This is a genomic window from Clavibacter sp. B3I6 (genome assembly GCF_030816895.1).
Lineage (GTDB): Bacteria > Actinomycetota > Actinomycetes > Actinomycetales > Microbacteriaceae > Clavibacter.
The window spans coordinates 2006810-2024602 of record NZ_JAUSYL010000001.1 but is presented as its reverse complement, the minus strand read 5'-3'; the positions used below and the strand labels follow the sequence as shown (position 1 = coordinate 2024602).

Genomic DNA, 17793 nt, shown 5'->3' with positions numbered 1-17793 from the left:
GCTCCGGCCGTCAGCGGGCGGTCGGCGCCGGCCCGGTCGACGCGGCCACGTGCAGCCGGCAGGGCAGGAGCGCGTGCGGCAGCTCGTCGGCGGATCCGTCGAGCCGGGCGAGGAGCGTCTCCACGGCGAGGCGCCCGAGCTCCGGACCGGGCGCGTCCATGGTGCTGAGCGCCGGCTCGACGAGCGCGCCCACCTCGGTGGAGGTCGCGAGCGACAGGATCGACACGTCGTCCGGCACGCTCCGGCCCGCCTCGCCGAGCCCGGAGATGAGCCCGCGGGCGGCCTGGTCGTTGAGGAGCATCACCGCGGTGATGCCCGGGTCCGCGGCCAGCAGCTCGCCCGCGGCCGCGCGGCCGCCCACGGGCGTCGGCGGGCAGCGGACGACCTCGGCGGGGAGCCCGCGCGCGGCGGTCTCCGCCCGGAATGCCCGCTCGGTGCGCGTGGTCGGCCCGTAGCCGCGCAGGGGCCCGCCCTCGAGGTCCTCCACCATCAGCCCGAACCGGCGGTGGCCGAGGCCGTGCAGGTGGTCGATGCCCTCGGCGACCGTGCGCTCGAAGTCCATGTCGACGAAGGGCAGCGCGGTCGTGTCCTCGGTGCGGCCGATGGAGACGAACGGCACGTCGAGGGCCTGCAGCTCGCGGATGCGCCCGTCGTCGAGGCGCACCTCCATCACGATGACGCCGTCGACGAGCCGGCCGCTGACGAGGTCGGACACGTCGTCGGGCGACGTGCCGGTGGGCCAGAGCACCAGGTGGTAGCCGAGCTCCGAGGCGCGCGTCGCGGCGCTCATGAAGATGTCCAGGGCGATGCGGCTGAGGCGCTGCACGTCGGCGGGGAACAGCAGCGCGACGATCCGGGTGCGCTTGCTCGCGAGGGCGCGGGCCACGACGTTGTTGCGGTAGCCGAGCTCCTGCATCGCCGCGGTGACCGCGCGGCGCGTCGGCTCCGAGACGGCCTTGGTGCCGTTGACGACGAAAGAGACCGTGGCGATCGAGACCCCCGCGCGTGCGGCGACCTCTCGCATGGTCGGGATGGCGGCTCCTCGCGGTCGGGCGGCGCGTCAGGCGGACGCCTGCTCAGCGTATAGCGGGGACCGGCGCGCGACGCGGCGCGGCCGGGCGGCTCGGTCAGGCGGCTCAGTCGCGGGACGCGTCCCGCGCCCGGCGGAGGAGTGCCACCGCGATGGCCAGCGGCTTCATCCAGGCGACCTCCCCGACGCGGTAGTCCTCGGCGCGCGCGAGGCGGTCGGCGAGGTCCGGGCGGAGGCCGCGGAGGATCCGGCGCGCCTCCTCCGCGTGCACGGGGTCGGAGGCGATGCGGATCACGTCGGCGTCCTCGAGGAGCGGGATCGCGTTGCGGACGTTCTCGCGCGTGCTCCGGCTGTCCTCCTCGAGGGCGATCGGGCCCCGGTAGCCGAGCTCGTCGCGGGCGAAGCGGGCGAGGATCCGGGCCTCGGGCTCGTCGCCCATCACGGATCCGCCGCAGAGCACCAGAACGGTGGACGCGGCCCGCGGGTCGATGGAGCGGAGCGCCGCCCGCACGCGGTACCGGTTGACGCGGTTCGCGCGCGGCCCGGCGTCGCCGAAGCCGAGCACGACGACCGCCTCGCGGCCCCCCGAGCTCGGCGGGTGGCCGAGGCCGCGCGTGCTGGCGAGCCGGTGGATCCCCTCGCTCGCGAGGAGCACCGCGGCGACCGCGGCGAGGAGCGAGGTCGACGCGACGACGACGATCCGACGGGTCCGCATGCGCCCAGGCTACGGGCGCGCCGACGGCGGCGCGGGGGGTGCGGGCGGCCGGGCGCCGGTCAGGCCGACGCGCGACAGGCCTTCACGAAGGCGACGACCGCGTTGGCGTGGCCGTGGCCGAGGCCGTGCTCCGCCTTCAGCCAGGCGACGACCTGCATGTGCGGCTCGTCGTCGAGGCGGGCGTCGGCGAGGTCGATCCAGTGCTGGACCGGCTGCCCGTAGGTCCGCTCGATGCTCGGGAAGTAGGAGGCGGGGCCCATGGCCTTGCGCCCCTCGGGCGGCGGGGGCGGGGCGACGATGCCGTGGGCGTTCATGGTGCGACGGTACCGGCGGGCGCCTGTCCCCGCCAGGGCGGCCCGGTCCGCGGCGCGGGTGTCACCACTGGCGTCCCTGTCAAGGGGGTGACCGCCCGTCGCCCGCCGCGTAGCCTCGGCATCCGGAGCATTCGCCCAGACCCCGTGGTGCTCCGGCAGGACGCCGGGCCTTCCCCCGGCGCAGCTCGACAGAGGGTCACATGCACACCACCACCACCATCCGCATCGACGGGCAGGGCTTCCAGCTCGAGGACGGCGAGGACGTCGGCCGGCTCAAGGAGCGCATCGTCGCGGCCGCGAACGCCGGATCGCAGTTCGTCGAATTCATCACGAGCGGGAACGTGAAGGTGTCCGTGCTCGTGACGCCCCGCTCCGCGGTCCGCTTCGAGGTGCACGAGCGCCAGGACGAGGACGCCTCCGAGCCCTGGCCCATCCCGATGCGGATGGACCTCGACCTGTACGCCCTCGACTGAGCCACGGTCGACCGGGCCGTCCCACGCGCGCCCGGGGAGGTCCCCGGGCGCGTGGTTCAATGGTGCGGCCGCCGAGAGGGGAGACCGCATGACCGACGACGCCGCGCCGCTCGACCTCCCCGCGGCGCACGTCGACCCCGGTCGTCCCGTCCATCTCCGCTGGTCGTCCCTGGGCCTCGTCGCGCTCGGCGGCGCGGCGGGCACCGGCATCCGCGAGGCGCTCGCGCTCACCTGGCCCGCCCCGGCCGGGGGCTTCCCGCTGACGATCCTCCTGATCAACGTGGTCGGCGCCTTCGCGCTCGGCGCGCTGCTGGAGGCGCTCGCCCGGCGCGGGCCCGACGCGGGGCGGCGCCGCGGGATCCGGCTGCTGGTCGGCACGGGCGTGCTCGGCGGCTTCACCACCTACAGCTCGCTCGCCACTGACGCGGCCGTGCTCACCGGGCCGGCGCTCGGCACGGCGCTCGCGTACGCAGGCGTCACGCTCGTCGGGGGCGCCGCGGCGTCGGTCGCCGGCATCGCGACGGGGGCGGCGCTGCATCGCAGTTCGGCCGCGGGCCGCGCCACGGGGACGCCGTCGTGACCGGCCCGCTCGTCTTCGCGCTCATCTGCCTCGCGGGCGGGGCGGGATCCGCCCTGCGCCTCGTCGTCGACGGCGCGGTCCGCGGTCGGGTGGGCGGCGCGTACCCGGTGGGCACGACCGTGATCAACGTCACCGGCTCGTTCGGGCTCGGCCTCCTCACCGGCGCCGCCGCGCAGGCCGGCCTCCCGCACGACCTGCTCCTGATCCTCGGCGGCGGCCTGATGGGCGGCTACACGACCTTCAGCACCGCGAGCCTCGAGACGGTGCGGCTGGCGCAGGCCGGACGCGTCGGGGCCGCGCTCGCGAACGGCGTGGGGATGCTCGTGGTCGCCATCGCGGCGGCGGGCCTGGGGATCCTGGTGGGATCCGGGCTCTGACGGCGCCCGCGCTCGGGGGCGCCGCTCCGGACGCGCTCTAGGCTCGCGGGATGACGCGCGCCGATCCGCAGCCCGAGCCCGAGCGCCCCTGGTCCACCACCGGCCGACGCGACCTGCACCGCGGACGCGTCGCGCTCGTCGAGCACGACGTGCTCCTGCCGGACGGGTCCGCGTCCCGCTACGAGGTGGACGAGAGCGTGCCGTTCGCGGTCGCGACGCTGGTCGTCGACGGCGACGACGTGCTGCTCGCGCGCCAGTTCCGCTACCCGCTCGGGCGGTGGATCCTCGACCTCCCCGGCGGCGCGGGCGACGCCGACGAGGAGCCCGCCGACGCCGCCCGCCGCGAGCTCGAGGAGGAGCTGGGCCTCGTCGCGTCGGAACTCCGCCACCTCCGCACCTACGCCGTGAACCCGGGCCGCGCGTCCTGGCCGATCCACGTGTTCGCCTGCACCGCCCCGACCACCGCGGGCACCGCCGACCGCTCCGACCCGTCGGAGCAGGTGCGCCTCGTGCGGATGCCCGTCGCCGAGCTCGACGCCCTCATCGCCGCGGGCGGCGTCGAGGACCCGACCCTGCTCATCGCCCGCGCGGCGGCCGCCGAGCAGGGCCTGCTGCCGCCGCTCGGGCCGGCCGAGGCGGACGCGACGACGCCGTGACCCCCGCGGCAGCGGACGTCACGGCGGGGCTGCGGACGATGCGTCGTCAGCGCGCGTCGACCGTGATGTCGCCCATGGTCGTCGCGAGCACGGAGGAGCGCGGCGACGACGTGTCGCTGCCGATCCCGTTCGACACGGCGCCCATCACGGTGTCGGTCGTGATGGCGTAGTCGCCGGCCGCGCTGGTCGTACGGACCTCGCCGCGCACCTCGAGGGCCTCGGCGTGCGGTCAGTCCCGCCGCGCGTAGGTGAGCACGGCGTTGCCCCGGCTCGTGATCTCCGAGCCGACGAGCTCCAGCCGCGTCATCGGGTCGTCGGGCCCGAACAGGCGGCGGCCGGCCCCGGCGACGACCGGGTGGACCATGAGGGTCAGCTCGTCGAGCACCCCCGCGAACAGCAGCTGCCGGGCGAGCGAGATGCTGGCGAAGACCGCGATGTCGCCGCCATCGGTGCGCTTCAGCGCGGTGAGCGCCTCGGCCACGTCGCCCTCGATGAGGCGCGCGTTCCAGCCGAGCGCGCCGCTGAGCGTCCGCGAGGCGACGAGCTTCTCGATCGGGTTGATGAAGGCGGCGAACGCGTCGTCCGCCGGGGCACCGGGCCAGTGCGACGACCACTCCTCGTATCCGTGCCGGCCGAGCACGGCCGTGGTGACCTGCGCCATGAAGCGGCCCATCCCCGCGCCGAGCTCGGCGTCGAAGTAGTCGCCCTGGAACAGGTTCGGCGACTCCACGACGCCGTCGACGGACGTGAACAGACCGGCGGTGAGCTTGCGCATGGGCTCCTCCTCGAGCTCGCGGTGTGCTCGTCATGATCCCGGCGCCGGCTCCCCGCGTCCAGGGGCACGGCGGCGCAAGCTTTCCGGTTAACCGCTTTACAGGAGGACGGATCCGGGGTAGCGTCGCCGCCATCGGGTGCGCGACGACGCCTCCCGGATGCGCGCGGAGCTGGCGGATCACGGTGTCGTCGAGGCCCGGACCGACCGCCACCTCAAGGAAGAGACCCCGCGATGTCCCCTCGATCCACCGCCCGCCGCCGCCTCACCGGCGCCGTCGCCCTCGCGGCGACCGTCCCCCTCGTCCTCGCCGGCTGCTCCGGCGGCGGCGGCGGAGGAGGCACCTCCTCGGGCGGCAGCCCCTCGGAGATCACCGTCACCGACTACTACAACGAGGGCAACGACAACGAGGTCATCGGCGCCACGCTCACGAAGTGCGGCGAGTCGCTCGGCGTCAGCATCAAGCGCACGTCGATCCCCGGCTCGAGCCTCATCCAGAAGGTGCTCCAGCAGGCGTCGTCGAGGACGCTGCCCGACGTGCTCATGCTCGACAACCCCGACCTGCAGCAGATCGCCGCGACCGGCGCGCTCGCCCCGCTCGAGGACTTCGGCATCTCCACCGACGGCTACGCGCAGGGCGTCGTGGACGCGGGCACCTACGAGGGCAAGACGTACGGCCTCGCGCCCACCGTGAACACCATCGCGCTCTTCTACAACACGCAGATGCTGGCCGATGCGGGCATCCAGCCGCCGACGACGTGGGACGAGCTGAAGACCGCCTCCGCCGCGCTGAAGGACGGCGACCGCTACGGCATCGCGATGGACGCCAACGCCACCTACGAGGGCACCTGGCAGTTCCTGCCCTTCATGTGGTCGAACGGCGGCGACGAGAAGGACATCGCGACCCCCGAGACCGCGGAGGCGCTGCAGCTCTGGACCGACCTCGTGAAGGACGGCTCGGCCTCGCAGAGCGTCGTCAACTGGACCCAGTCGGACGTCAACGACCAGTTCATGGCCGGCAAGACGGCGATGATGATCAACGGCCCGTGGCAGATCCCCGCGCTCACCGAGTCGGGCGTCGAGTACGGCATCGCGAAGATCCCCGCGCCCGAGGCCGGCGGCACCGCCGTGGCCCCGCTCGGCGGCGAGGTGTGGACCGTCCCGCAGACCGGTGACGAGGAGAAGCAGGCGGTGGCCGCGAAGGTCGTCGAGTGCCTCAACTCGGACGAGAACCAGCTCGACATGGCCAGCAAGCGCTTCACGATCCCGTCGAAGACCGCCGTCGCCACGGAGTTCGGCCAGCAGGTGCCCGAGGAGCAGGTGTTCGTCGACCTCGTCGCCGACGCCCGCGCCCGCACCGGCGAGCTCGGCGAGGAGTGGCCGAAGGCCGCCACCAAGATCTACACGGCCGTGCAGTCCGCGCTGACGGGCCAGTCCTCGCCGGAGGACGCGCTGAAGAACGCCGAGCAGGGCTGATGGCGACGACCGCCGTCCCGGCCCGTCCGGTCGCCGAGGCGACCGGACGGGCCCGGGGCGCCGGTGCCGCGACGGATTCGTCGCGGCCCGCGCCCCGCCGGCCCCGCTGGAGGTGGGAGCGCTTCTTCCAGGCGATGTTCCTGGTGCCGGCGGTCGTCTACCTCGTGCTCTTCTTCGGCTACCCGGTCGTGAAGAACGTCGTCATGAGCTTCCAGGAGTACACGACGACCACCTTCTACACGGGCGAGGCGCCGTGGGTCGGGTTCGCGAACTACGCGTCCGTGCTCTCGTCGGGGATCTTCTCCACGGCGCTCCTCAACACGTTCCTCTTCACCGCGGGGTCCATCGCCGGCCAGTTCGTGATCGGCCTCGTGCTGGCGCTGTTCTTCCGCCGGTCGTTCCCGCTCAACGGGCTGATCCGCGCGCTGCTGCTCCTGCCGTGGCTGCTTCCGCTCATCGTCTCGAGCGCGGTGTGGAAGTGGATCCTCGACCAGGACTCGGGCGTGCTCAACCAGGCGCTGCTCGGCACGGGCCTCGTGCAGGACCCGGTGCCGTGGCTCACCAGCCCGGCCTTCGCGCTGATCACCGTGATCGCGGTGAACGTGTGGATCGGGATCCCGTTCAACATGACCATCCTCTACGGCGGCCTGCAGGACATCCCGCCGGAGCTGTACGAGGCCGGCTCCCTCGACGGGGCGACCGGCTGGAAGGGGTTCCGCCACATCACCTGGCCGCTGCTCCGACCGGTGGTGGGCGTGGTGCTCGTGCTCGGCGTCGTCTACACGATCAAGGTGCTCGACATCATCCTCGGCCTCACGAACGGCGGGCCCGCGAACGCGACGCAGACCATCGCGACGCAGTCGTACACGCTCTCGTTCCAGCAGTTCGACTTCGGGTCGGGCGCCGCCCTCAGCAACATCCTCATCGCCATCTCGGCGGTGTTCGCGGTGGTCTACCTCCGCGCGAACAGGAAGGCCGTCGATGACTGACACCGCCGCCCGCGTCGCCGCCTCCGCGCCTGGCCGCATGCCGCGCCCCGTCGGATCCCGCCGCCCGCGCCCCGAGCGGAGCTGGATCTCCACGGTGGTCGGCGTCGTGATCCTCGCCCTCATGCTGTTCCCCGTCTACTGGATGGTGAACATCTCCCTGCAGCCCGCGGGCCCGGCGATCCAGGCCGCGTGGTTCCCGTTCGAGGCGCAGTTCGAGGGGTACGCGACGGCGCTCAGCGAGCAGGGGCGGGCGCTCGGCACGAGCCTCGTGATCGCGCTCGGCAGCGTCGTGCTCAGCCTTGCCATCGCGACGCCGGCGGCCTACGCGCTGGCGCAGTTCAAGTTCAAGTGGATCAACATCGTGCTCTTCGGGATCCTCATCTCGCAGATGATCCCCGGCATCGTCGTCGCCAACGCGCTGTACGCCGCGTACAACGACGTGGGGCTGCTCAACTCGATCCCCGGCCTGATCCTCGCGGACTCCACGGCCGGCATCCCGTTCGCGATCCTCATCATGCGGGCGTTCATGGCGAACATCCCGCCGTCGATCATCGAGGCGGCGAAGGTGGACGGCGCCGGCAACTTCCGGGCCTTCCGCTCGATCGTGCTGCCCGTGAGCCTCAACGCCGTGATCACGGCCGGGCTCTTCACGTTCCTCTTCACCTGGAGCGACTTCCTGTTCGCGCTCACGCTCACCACGACCGATGACGTGCGCCCCATCACCCTCGGGATCTACCAGTACATCGGGACGTACACCGCGGACTGGAGCACGGTGATGGCGACGGCCGTGCTCGCGTCGCTCCCCGCGATCGTGCTGCTCCTCGCGGCGCAGCGCTTCATCGCGGCGGGCGCGACGGGCGGCGCGGTCAAGTGACCGGGCCCGCCCGGCCGCGCGCGCCCGACCGCGCTCCCGCATCCTCCGCCATCCGCACCGCATGTAGAGAAGGACGACCATGACCGACACCACCTCCCCGCTCCGCGTCACCGTCTGGGGCGAGAACCGCCACGAGCAGATCGAGCAGCACGTGCAGGAGCGCTACCCGACCGGCATGCACGGCGCCGTCGCCGAGGGCGTGCAGGAGAACCTGCCCGAGGCGCACGTCGAGATCGCGACCATGGACCAGCCCGAGCACGGCCTCACCGAGGAGCTGCTCGCCCGCACCGACGTCCTCACCTGGTGGGGCCACGCCGCCCACGGCGAGGTGGACGACGAGATCGTCGAGCGCGTGCACCGCCACGTGCTCGCCGGGATGGGCCTCATCGTGCTGCACTCCGGCCACTGGTCGAAGATCTTCACGAAGCTGATGGGCACGACCTGCACCCTCCGCTGGCGCAGCGAGCACGACCGCGAGCTGGTGTGGACCGTGAACCCGCAGCACCCCATCACGCGGGGCGTGCCGAACCCGATCGTCATCGACGAGCAGGAGATGTACGGCGAGTACTTCGACGTGCCCACGCCCGACGAGCTGATCTTCATCTCCGGCTTCACGGGCGGCGAGGTGTTCCGCAGCGGCATGACCTACCGCCGCGGCTTCGGCCGGATCTTCTTCTTCTCGCCCGGCGACCAGGACTTCCCCGTCTACCACCACCCGGACGTGCGCCGCGTGATCGCGAACGCCTGCGAGTGGGCGCGCGCCACCGAGGAGCGTGCGACGCCGACGCTGCTGCGGTACGAGTCCGGCGAGTTCTTCCAGGGCGCCGACTACGCCGGGGCGCTCGAGCGATGACGGACACGACGGAGCGCACCGCGGAACGCGCCGCGGAGCCCGAGGGTGCCGCGCACCGGGTCGTCGCGCCCGCGGACGGCGCGCGCCTCCGGGTCGTGCAGGTCGGCGCCGGCGGCATGGGCCAGGCGTGGCTCCGGACCGTCGCGGAGGATCCCGACGTCGAGCTCGTGGGCGTCGTCGACCTCGACGCGCAGGCCGCGCAGGCCGGCGCCGCCGCGCACGGGGCCACCGCGGAGTGGTCCACGGACCTCGGCGAGATCATCGAGCGGGTGCGGCCCGACGCCGTGATCGACGTCACCATCCCGCGCGCCCACCACCCCGTCACCACGCAGGCGCTCTTCGCGGGCCTGCCGGTGCTCGGCGAGAAGCCCGTCGCGCTGACGGTCGCCGAGGGGCTGTCGCTCGCGGCGGCCGCGGAGATCACGGGCGAGCTGTTCATGGTCAGCCAGTCGCGCCGGTACAACGACCACCTCGTCGCGCTCAAGCGACGGGCGGCCGACCTCGGCGGCGTCGGCATCGTCACCACCGAGTTCTTCAAGGCCCCGCACTTCGGCGGGTTCCGCGAGGAGATGGACGACGTGCTCCTCCTCGACATGGCCGTGCACCAGTTCGACGCCGTGCGGTACCTGCTCGACGCGGATCCGGTGGGCGTCTACTGCGAGTCCTACAACCCGGACTGGAGCTGGTACCGCGGCGACGCGGCGGCCACCGCGGTCTTCGCGTTCGAGGGCGGGGTGCGGTACGTCTACACGGGCAGCTGGTGCAGCCCGGGCGACGAGACCTCGTGGAACGGATCGTGGCGGATGAGCGGCGCGCACGGCACCGCCCGCTGGGACGGCGACCACGCGCCCACGAGCGACATCACGGACGCGCCCGACGGGCCGCCCGCGGAGCCCGAGGCCGCAGAGTCGGTGGGCGTGGAGATCGCCGGATCGCTTCGCGCGTTCGTGCGCGCGCTCCGCACCGGCGAGCGTCCGCACGGCGAGGTGCACGGCAACGTGATGAGCCTCGCCATGGTGGAGGCGGCGATCGAGTCGAAGGACACGGGCGCGCGGGTCGCGATCGACGACGTGCTCGAGCGCGCGCACGCGACCGCCCTCAGCGACGAGCGGCGCGACGACGTGCGCGCGCGGCTCGCCTCCTGGAGCGGCGCGGGCGTGCGCCGGGCGCTGCGCGGGCAGGTGTCCGCGGGGGCCGCGGCCGTCGTCCGCCCGGCCGCCGCCGGGTAGCCTCGTCGGGTGGGGATCCAGTGACCGGGCACGAGACGGGCGACGCCGAGCGCGTCCCCGCGGCCCTCGCGCCGGTCGCGGATCCCGCCCGGGCCGTGCCGCTCGCGCCGGATCCCCGCTCCCGCGGCACCACGCCCGACCACGTCCGCCGCTCGAACCTCGCGACCGTGCTCCAGATCGTGCACGAGACCGGCCCCGCGTCACGCTCCGAGCTGACCCGCGAGACGGGCCTCAACCGCTCGACCATCGCGGCGCTCGTGGGCGAGCTGCAGGAGCTCGGCCTCGTGATCGAGTCGGAGCCGCCCGGCACCAACCGCGTCGGCCGCCCGAGCCCCATCGTCTCCGCCGACCCGCGCGTCGTCGTCCTCGCGGTGAACCCCGAGATCGACGCGGTCACCGTCGGGCTCGTGGGCCTCGACGGGGTCGTGCAGCGGCGCGTCCGCCGCGACACCGACGGGATCCCTACGGCCGCGCGCGCCGCCGAGCTCGCGAGCGCGATCATCGCCGAGATCCGGGCGGACCTCCGCGCCACCCGGCCCGACGCGCGCGTGCTCGGCATCGGCGTCGCCGTGCCCGGCCTCGTCCGCTTCGACGGCGGGATGGTGCGCCTCGCGCCGCACCTCGGCTGGGTCGACGAGCCGTTCGCCGCGCTCCTCGCCGAGGCCACGGGCCTCCCGGCGCTCGCCGCCAACGACGCGAGCCTCGCGGCCGTCGCGGAGGGGCGCTTCGGATCCGGCCGCGACGTCGACGACCTCGTCTACCTCAACGGCGGCGCGAGCGGCGTCGGCGGAGGCGTGCTCATCGGCCGGCGCCCGTTCGGCGGCGCGGAGGGCTACGGCGGCGAGCTCGGCCACACCCTCGTCGACTCGGGCGGCGAGCTCTGCCACTGCGGCGCGGTGGGCTGCCTCGAGACGACCGTCGGCCAGGACGCGCTGCTCGAGGTCACGGGCCTCCCGCGGGCCCGCGCCGACGAGCTGGGCGACGTGCTCCAGGCGGCGCTCGAGGCGGGCGACCCGGCCGTCACCGCCGAGGTGGAGCGGCAGATCGACAACCTGGCGGTGGCGCTGCGGAACGTCGTCAACATCTTCAACCCGTCGCTCGTGGTGCTCGGCGGGTTCCTCGGGTCGCTGCACGCGGCGGACCCCGACCGCATCCTCGCCCGCGCCACCGCCCAGGCGCTCCCCGGCGCGCGCGAGGCCCTCCGCATCCGCCGCGCCGCCCTCGGGCCCGACCGGCTGATGATCGGCGCGGCCGAGCTCGCCTTCGCGCGCGTGCTGGTGGATCCGTCCGGCGTGGCCCGGCAGGCGGCCGCCGACGCGGAGCGCACGACGGCGTGAACGCGCCCGTCGACCTGGTCATCCTCGACTGCGACGGCGTGCTCGTCGACAGCGAGGTGCTCGCCGTGGAGATCGACCGGCAGGTGCTCGCGGAGCTCGGCTGGCGCCTCACGACGGCGGAGATCGTCGACCGCTTCATAGGGAGGTCGCACGCGGACTTCACGGCGGACGTCGCGGCGCACCTCGGCCGTCCCCTCGCCGACGACTGGGACGCGCCGTACGCGCACCGGTACGCGGACGCGTTCGCCGCGCACCTGCAGCCGGTGCCGGGGATCGCGGACGCGCTCGACCGCATCGCGACGCCGACGTGCGTGGCCTCCAGCGGCGGGCACCCGAAGATCCGCGCGAACCTCGCCCGCACGGGCCTGCTCCCGCGCTTCGAGGGCCGGATCTCGAGCGCCACCGAGGTGGAGCACGGCAAGCCCGCGCCCGACCTCTTCCTCCTCGCCGCCTCGCGCATGGGCGTCGACCCGTCGCGCTGCGTGGTCGTCGAGGACAGCCCGTTCGGCGTGCAGGGCGCCCTCGCGGCGGGGATGCGGGCGCTCGGCTACGCGGGCGGGCTCACGCCGGCCGAGCGGCTGCGCGACGCGGGCGCGACCGTGTTCCACGACATGGCGGAGCTGCCGGACCTGCTGCGCGACCTCGTGGGGTGACGGCGGCGCTCCTGCTCTCGTCCGCGTGGGGATCCGCCGCTCCTAGGCTGGTGCGCATGAGCACCTCGGGGCCGGCCTCCTCCCGCGGGCGGCGGTACGCCCTCGTCATGACCGTCCTCTTCGGGGTGATCGCCGTGGCGAACGCCGTCCGCGCGGCCGTCGACCCCGCCGCCTCGGCCAGCTGGGTCGTGGCCGGGCTCTTCGGCCTCGGTGCCGCGTGCTTCCTCGCCGCGCACCTCCTCGGCCGTCGCGCGGGCTCGGGACGCGGCCGCCGCTAGCCGACGGGGCGCGGCTGCCGCTGCCGGTGCCGCTGCCGCACGACGACAGCCCCCACGACCGCGACCGCGACGAGCACCGCGAGCTCCGGCAGCACCCGCGCGGGCGAGCCGAGGGCCGCGATGAACACGGCGCCCGCGTAGTCGGCGAGCTCGAGCGGATAGCGGAGGAGGGACCGGGTGCCGAGCGCGGAGGACACCGCGATGACGACGGCCGACCCCACCCAGAGCAGGACGACCGCGATCACGGAGCCGACGATCCGGCCCACGCCGCGCAGTCCCGTGGCGGCGACGGCGAGCCCGAGCGCGACGGGCGGCACCCACCGCGCCACGGCGGTGAGGACAGGCACCACCGGAGAGGACCAGGCCTCGGTCGGCGGGACGGCACCCGACACCCATGTGGCGAGGAGGACCGCGGGCACGGCGGCCGCCACCACGGCGACCCCGGCGGGGGCGAGGGCCAGCACGAGGGCGACGACCGCGGCCAGGGCGATGGCCGCGACCGTGCCCGCGACGAACGCGACGAGGTACACCTGCGCCTCGCTGATCACGGCCCCGGTGCGGTCGACGCCCGCGGGCTGGGGGTCGTCCATGCCCAGGCCGTCGGCCGTCACGCGCGCGGTCTGCACGAGCGCCGCCGCCTGCGCGACGACCAGCCCCGCGACCACCAGCCACGCGCCCGCGCGGGGCAGCCGGGGCCGGAGGATCCGGGCGGCGACTCCGGCGGCGGCCCCGCCGACCACGATCACCGCGGCCAGCAGCGCGGCCGTGTACTGGTTGAGCGGCAGGAGCGCGATGGGCATGTCCGCGGGCGAGGCGACGTCCTCCGCCCACAGGTTCTGCGGTGGCAGGCGGAGGCCCGCGACGATCCAGGGGAGCAGCCCGAGCACGGCGGCGGCGACGCCCACGGCCAGGGCGAGGAGCACGCCGCCGGCCCCGCTGCGACGGTGGCCCGCCCCCTCGGCACGGACGGCGGGAGGGGTGTCGGGCGTGGTCATCCGCCCACGCTAGCGACGCGCGCCCGCCGCCCGCCCGCCCCCGATCGGGTCCCGTCCGCGTGCGCCCGGGGACGCAGCGGGTCATCCCCGCGGCGTAGGGCGCCGCCGGCCCGATCTGGTCCTCGTGGTCGTCCCGCCTGCCGCGGCCCGACGTCAGGCTCGAGGAGCCGAGCAGAGGAGGGCACATGATCGAGGCAACCGGCCTGACCAAGGACCACCCGGGAGGACGCGCGGTCGACCACGTCGACTTCACCGTCCGACCCGGCGTCGTCACGGGGTTCCTGGGGCCGAACGGCGCCGGGAAGTCCACGACGATGCGCATGATCGTGGGCCTCGACCGGCCCACGTCCGGGCGCGTCACCGTGAACGGGAGGCGGTACGCCGAGCACCGGGCGCCCCTCGGGGAGGTGGGGGCGCTGCTCGACGCGACGGCCGTGCACGCCGGCCGGTCGGCGCGAGCGCACCTGCTCTCGCTGGCGGCCACGCACGGGATCCACCCCCGCCCGCGTCGACGAGGTGCTCGACATGACGGGCCTCGCGAGCGTCGCCCGCCGCCGCGTCGGCACCTTCTCGCTCGGCATGGGGCAGCGCCTCGGCATCGCCGCCGCGCTCCTCGGCGACCCGCGCACCCTGATACTCGACGAGCCGGTCAACGGGCTCGACCCGGAGGGCGTGCACTGGATCCGCACCCTCCTCCGCGGCCTCGCCGCCGAGGGGCGCACGGTGCTCCTCTCGTCGCACCTGATGAGCGAGATGGCCCTCACCGCCGACCACCTGCTGATCCTCGGCCGCGGTCGCGTGATCGTCGACGCCCCCACGCGGGAGGTGGTGGAGCGCGCGCAGACCCGGACCGTCCGCGTCCGGACGCCCATGCGGCCCGAGCTCGAGCGCGAGCTCGCGGGGCGGCCGGGCGTCGGCGCGGTCGCCGTGGAGCACGACGTGCTCGACGCCACCGGCATCGACGCCCCGGAGATCGCCGCGCTCGCCGCATCCGCCGGCATCGTCCTCCACGGGCTCGCACCCGTCCACGTCTCCCTCGAGGAGGCGTACCTGCAGCTGACCGCGGGGGAGGTGGAGCACCGCTCCGCCGCATCGGCCGCCCGCGCCGACACCGCCCCTGCCGATGCCACCGCCGCCCGCACCCCCACCACCGGAGGACCCGCATGACCGCCGTCGTCTCGACCGTGCATCGCACGGCCGTCCAGCCCGCCACGTTCCGTCGGCTCGTCGCCGGGGAGTGGATCAAGCTCCGGTCGCTGCGCTCCACCTGGTGGATCCTCGCGCTCGGCACCGCCGTCGTGCCGGCCTTCGCGGTCTCCCGCGTCATCAGCATCGCCCGCGTCCCGGAGGCCGTCGGCTCGGAGGGCATGGTCGGCGCGGCGTACGCGACCGGCGGCGTCGCGCTGGCGCAGCTGGCCTTCGCGATCCTCGGCGTGATGGTCGTGGCGGGCGAGTACGGGTCCGGCCAGATCCGCACCACCCTCACCGTCACGCCCATGCGGGTGCGCGCGCTCCTCGCCAAGCTGCTCGTGGTGGTGCTCGTGGTCGTGGCCGCGTCGACCGTCGCGGTGCTCGCCGCCTGGGCCGCGTGCGCGCCCTGGTTCGGGCCGACGGGCATGTCGATCGACCTGACCCGCGGGGAGGACGCCCGCCTCGTCCTCGGCACGCCCCTCTACCTCGGCGCCGTGGCCGCGCTCGCCTTCGGGATCGGCATGCTCGTGCGCAGCCCCGCCGCCGGCATCTCCGTCGTGGTCGGCCTGCTGCTCGTGGTCGAGAACCTGCTCGCCGCGATCCCGTGGGCGCCCCTGCAGTCCCTCGCCGCGCACCTGCCGTCGAGCGCGGGCAGCCGCCTGCTCCGCTCGGACGCGGTCGGCTCGGTGATCACCGTCTCGAACAGCTCGGAGCTGACGCCGTGGGGCGGGTACGGCGTGATGCTCGTCTGGGTCGTCGGCGTCCTCGCCGTCGCGGTCGTGCTGCTGCGGCGCCGGGATGCCTGATGCGCGAGCCCTCGCGCTCGCGGCACCCCGCCGGGAGTCCGCCACCTGCCAGAGTGTTCACGATGATCCAGGAGCGAGCGTGAGCGCGGGGCCGGGGCCGGGGCCCGCGCCCCTCCTCCGCGAGCTGCACGTGCGGCGCCTCGGCCCGATCGGCCGGTTCCTCGCGCGGCGGCCGGTCGCGATGGACGTCGTCCTCGTCGCCTGCTTCGCGGCCTGGGCGCTGGCCGTCGGCATGGGCGCCGACTCCATGCACTCGCTCTCCGCGCACCTCGGCGGAGAGCAGGTGCTCCGCATGCAGGCCGCCTCGCTGGTGCTCACGGTCGCGGGCTGCGCGCTGCTCGCGTGGCGACGCCGCCGTCCCGTGCTGGTCGCGGCGGGCATGGCGGTCCTCGGGCTGGCCGCCCTCGCCCTGACGGGCACGTCGTCCGGGTTCGAGCTGGGGCTGGCGCTCGCCCTGTACGCCGTCGCGGTCGCCCGTCGTCCCCTCATCACGTGGGCCGTGTGCGTCCCCGCGGTCCTCGCGATGCTCGCCACCGCCCGGGTGCTGCCCCTGCCGATCCAGGTGGGCTCCATCATGAGCGGGCTCGGCCGGGTCGAGCCGACCGCCGGGGCCGCCCTCGCGCGGGATCCGTCCCTCGGCGGCTGGCAGCAGATCGCCCTGCCCGTGCTGGTGCTGGCGCTCCTCGCCGTGGCCGTCGGCACGAGCGTCCGGAGCCGCCGCCTGCACGTGGCGCGCCTGGTGGAGGCGGCCGAGGCCGTGGCCCGCGAGGCCGAGCAGCGCACCCGGCTGGCGCAGGCCGCCGAGCGGGCGCGCATCGCCCGCGAGATGCACGACGTCGTCGCGCACGGCATCTCCGTCATGGTGGCCCTCGGCGGCGGCGCGTCGATGGCGCTCGACTGGGCGCCGGACCGCGCCCGCCTCGCCCTCGACGAGCTCGTCGCGACCGGCCGCACCGCCCTCGGCGACATGCGGCGCGTGCTCGGCGTGCTGGACGGGGAGGCGCCGGGCGGGACCGGCGCGGACGGCGGGGAGCCGTCGGTCGCGCCCTTGCCCGGGATCCCGGACATCGCCCCGCTCGTCGACCGCTTCCGGCTGGCCGGGCTGCCCGTCCGGGCGTCCGGCCTCGATGACGCCCGGCTCCTCGAGGCCGACGCGACGCTGCAGCTCGCCGTGCACCGCATCGTGCAGGAGTCGCTGACCAACGTGCTCCGGCACGCGCCGGCGACCGCGGGCGTGGAGGTGGCGGTCCGCCGCGCGCCCGGCCGCATCGAGGTGGACGTGACCGACCGGGGCGCGGGCGTCGCCGGGGAGCCGGCCCTCGGATCCGGACGCGGCGTGCTCGGCATGCGCGAGCGCGCGGCCGCGTTCGGCGGCACCGTGGAGGCCGGCCCGCACGGCCGGGGCTGGCGCGTCCGCGCCGAGCTCCCGTGGGACCACGACGACGATGAGGAGGACGGACGATGACGCGGATCCTGCTGGTGGACGACCAGTCGCTGGTGCGCATGGGCTTCCGGCTCGTGCTCGAGAGCGCCGCCGACCTCGAGGTCGTGGGCGAGGCCGCCGACGGGCGCACCGCGATCGACCAGGTCGCCGCGCTCCGTCCCGACGTGGTGCTGATGGACGTGCGGATGCCGGGCGTCGACGGCATCGAGGCGACCCGCCGGATCGTGGCCGAGCACCCGGACGTGCGCGTGCTCATCCTCACGACGTTCGACGTGGACGAGCACGCCTTCGCCGCCCTGCGCGCGGGCGCGAGCGGGTTCCTCCTCAAGGACGCGACCCCGGCCGAGCTCGCCTCCGCGGTGCGCGTCGTGGCGTCCGGCGACTCCGTGGTCGCACCGCGGGTGACCCGGCGGATGCTGGAGATGTTCGCGGACGTGCTGCCCGTGGGATCCGCGCCGGCCGCCGCGGGCATCCACCCCCGGCTCGCCGCCCTCACGCCGCGCGAGACGGAGGTGCTGCGCCGCGTCGCCGAGGGGCGCTCGAACGCGGAGATCGCGGGCGACCTGTTCCTCGCCGAGGCGACCGTGAAGACGCACGTCGGCCGGATCCTCGCCAAGCTCGGCGTGCGCGACCGGGTGCAGGCCGTCGTCCTCGCCTACGAGACGGGCCTGGTGCGCGCCGGGGCGGAGTGAGTGATCACGGTTCGCCGCGCGCGCACGGATCGGCGTTTCCCCGCCCTCATAATTGGGAG

21 protein-coding genes and 1 pseudogene are annotated in these 17793 nt (G+C 74.9%); 16 read left to right on the top strand and 6 right to left on the bottom strand.

Annotation, left to right across the window (positions count from 1 at the left end):
• Positions 1 to 10: 10 nt before the first annotated feature.
• The 3 genes from QFZ62_RS09695 to QFZ62_RS09685 form a co-directional block, all read right to left on the bottom strand.
• Positions 11 to 1024 carry a LacI family DNA-binding transcriptional regulator gene (locus tag QFZ62_RS09695; RefSeq protein ID WP_307504872.1) on the bottom strand — a complete coding sequence of 338 codons (1014 nt, stop codon included), beginning with the start codon at positions 1022 to 1024 and terminating at the stop codon, positions 11 to 13.
• Between the two features lie 112 nt (positions 1025 to 1136).
• A complete protein-coding gene (locus QFZ62_RS09690) occupies positions 1137 to 1745 on the bottom strand; it encodes a YdcF family protein (protein ID WP_307504870.1) in 609 nt (202 codons plus the stop codon).
• 59 nt (positions 1746 to 1804) lie between these two features.
• Entirely contained in the window at positions 1805 to 2059 is a 255-nt protein-coding gene (locus QFZ62_RS09685) for a DUF4287 domain-containing protein (RefSeq protein WP_307504867.1), read from the bottom strand.
• A 200-nt stretch (positions 2060 to 2259) separates the two neighbouring features.
• Here QFZ62_RS09685 and QFZ62_RS09680 point away from each other — a divergent pair, with 200 nt between their 5' ends.
• From QFZ62_RS09680 to QFZ62_RS09665, 4 genes are all read left to right on the top strand, one after another.
• On the top strand, positions 2260 to 2532 hold the full coding sequence (locus QFZ62_RS09680) for a hypothetical protein (protein ID WP_307504863.1): 273 nt from the start codon (positions 2260 to 2262) through the stop codon (positions 2530 to 2532).
• An 88-nt stretch (positions 2533 to 2620) separates the two neighbouring features.
• Complete coding sequence (locus QFZ62_RS09675; protein ID WP_307504860.1) at positions 2621 to 3112, top strand: CrcB family protein; 492 nt, start codon at positions 2621 to 2623, stop codon at positions 3110 to 3112.
• A complete protein-coding gene (locus tag QFZ62_RS09670) occupies positions 3109 to 3489 on the top strand; it encodes a CrcB family protein (RefSeq protein ID WP_307504857.1) in 381 nt (126 codons plus the stop codon). Before QFZ62_RS09675 ends, QFZ62_RS09670 begins: the two co-directional genes overlap by 4 nt.
• A 50-nt stretch (positions 3490 to 3539) precedes the next feature.
• Positions 3540 to 4145: an NUDIX hydrolase gene (locus tag QFZ62_RS09665; protein ID WP_307504854.1), complete on the top strand. Its 606-nt coding sequence runs from the start codon at positions 3540 to 3542 to the stop codon at positions 4143 to 4145.
• A gap of 46 nt (positions 4146 to 4191) precedes the next feature.
• Here QFZ62_RS09665 and QFZ62_RS09660 read toward each other — a convergent pair whose 3' ends face one another.
• Both QFZ62_RS09660 and QFZ62_RS09655 read right to left on the bottom strand, forming a co-directional pair.
• Positions 4192 to 4353, bottom strand: a complete 162-nt coding sequence (locus QFZ62_RS09660) for a hypothetical protein (protein ID WP_307504851.1) — start codon at positions 4351 to 4353, stop codon at positions 4192 to 4194.
• Positions 4354 to 4374: 21 nt separating this feature from the next.
• Positions 4375 to 4920 carry a dihydrofolate reductase family protein gene (locus QFZ62_RS09655; RefSeq protein ID WP_307504848.1) on the bottom strand — a complete coding sequence of 182 codons (546 nt, stop codon included), beginning with the start codon at positions 4918 to 4920 and terminating at the stop codon, positions 4375 to 4377.
• A 231-nt stretch (positions 4921 to 5151) separates the two neighbouring features.
• Between QFZ62_RS09655 and QFZ62_RS09650 the strand changes: the two genes are divergently transcribed.
• From QFZ62_RS09650 to QFZ62_RS09615, 8 genes are all read left to right on the top strand, one after another.
• Entirely contained in the window at positions 5152 to 6393 is a 1242-nt protein-coding gene (locus QFZ62_RS09650; RefSeq protein WP_307504845.1) for a sugar ABC transporter substrate-binding protein, read from the top strand.
• Positions 6393 to 7382 carry a carbohydrate ABC transporter permease gene (locus QFZ62_RS09645; protein WP_307504842.1) on the top strand — a complete coding sequence of 330 codons (990 nt, stop codon included), beginning with the start codon at positions 6393 to 6395 and terminating at the stop codon, positions 7380 to 7382. Before QFZ62_RS09650 ends, QFZ62_RS09645 begins: the two co-directional genes overlap by 1 nt.
• Positions 7375 to 8256, top strand: coding sequence for a carbohydrate ABC transporter permease (locus tag QFZ62_RS09640; protein WP_307504839.1), 882 nt, complete (start codon positions 7375 to 7377; stop codon positions 8254 to 8256). The genes QFZ62_RS09645 and QFZ62_RS09640 overlap by 8 nt, the downstream gene beginning before the upstream one ends.
• A 79-nt stretch (positions 8257 to 8335) precedes the next feature.
• Positions 8336 to 9109, top strand: a complete 774-nt coding sequence (locus QFZ62_RS09635) for a ThuA domain-containing protein (protein ID WP_307504835.1) — start codon at positions 8336 to 8338, stop codon at positions 9107 to 9109.
• The gene (locus tag QFZ62_RS09630; protein WP_307504832.1) at positions 9106 to 10338 is read left to right on the top strand and encodes a Gfo/Idh/MocA family protein; all 1233 of its coding nucleotides are present in this window, start codon (positions 9106 to 9108) and stop codon (positions 10336 to 10338) included. Before QFZ62_RS09635 ends, QFZ62_RS09630 begins: the two co-directional genes overlap by 4 nt.
• A 20-nt stretch (positions 10339 to 10358) precedes the next feature.
• Positions 10359 to 11675, top strand: coding sequence for an ROK family transcriptional regulator (locus tag QFZ62_RS09625; protein ID WP_307504830.1), 1317 nt, complete (start codon positions 10359 to 10361; stop codon positions 11673 to 11675).
• Positions 11672 to 12328, top strand: a complete 657-nt coding sequence (locus QFZ62_RS09620; RefSeq protein ID WP_307504827.1) for an HAD family phosphatase — start codon at positions 11672 to 11674, stop codon at positions 12326 to 12328. Before QFZ62_RS09625 ends, QFZ62_RS09620 begins: the two co-directional genes overlap by 4 nt.
• Positions 12329 to 12384: 56 nt before the next feature.
• Complete coding sequence (locus tag QFZ62_RS09615) at positions 12385 to 12606, top strand: hypothetical protein (protein ID WP_307504825.1); 222 nt, start codon at positions 12385 to 12387, stop codon at positions 12604 to 12606.
• Here the strand turns inward: QFZ62_RS09615 and QFZ62_RS09610 are convergent.
• Positions 12603 to 13601, bottom strand: coding sequence for a hypothetical protein (locus QFZ62_RS09610; protein ID WP_307504822.1), 999 nt, complete (start codon positions 13599 to 13601; stop codon positions 12603 to 12605). The two genes, QFZ62_RS09615 and QFZ62_RS09610, sit on opposite strands and share 4 nt — an antisense overlap.
• Before the next feature lie 185 nt (positions 13602 to 13786).
• Here QFZ62_RS09610 and QFZ62_RS09605 point away from each other — a divergent pair.
• The 4 genes and pseudogenes from QFZ62_RS09605 to QFZ62_RS09590 all read left to right on the top strand — a co-directional run bounded on the left by QFZ62_RS09605 (position 13787) and on the right by QFZ62_RS09590 (position 17734).
• Positions 13787 to 14768, top strand: a pseudogene (locus QFZ62_RS09605) (ATP-binding cassette domain-containing protein).
• Positions 14765 to 15598, top strand: coding sequence for an ABC transporter permease (locus QFZ62_RS09600; protein WP_307504820.1), 834 nt, complete (start codon positions 14765 to 14767; stop codon positions 15596 to 15598). Before QFZ62_RS09605 ends, QFZ62_RS09600 begins: the two are co-directional and overlap by 4 nt.
• A 79-nt stretch (positions 15599 to 15677) precedes the next feature.
• Positions 15678 to 17063, top strand: coding sequence for a sensor histidine kinase (locus QFZ62_RS09595; RefSeq protein WP_307504817.1), 1386 nt, complete (start codon positions 15678 to 15680; stop codon positions 17061 to 17063).
• Positions 17060 to 17734, top strand: a complete 675-nt coding sequence (locus tag QFZ62_RS09590) for a response regulator transcription factor (protein WP_307504814.1) — start codon at positions 17060 to 17062, stop codon at positions 17732 to 17734. The genes QFZ62_RS09595 and QFZ62_RS09590 overlap by 4 nt, the downstream gene beginning before the upstream one ends.
• Positions 17735 to 17793: the final 59 nt, after the last annotated feature.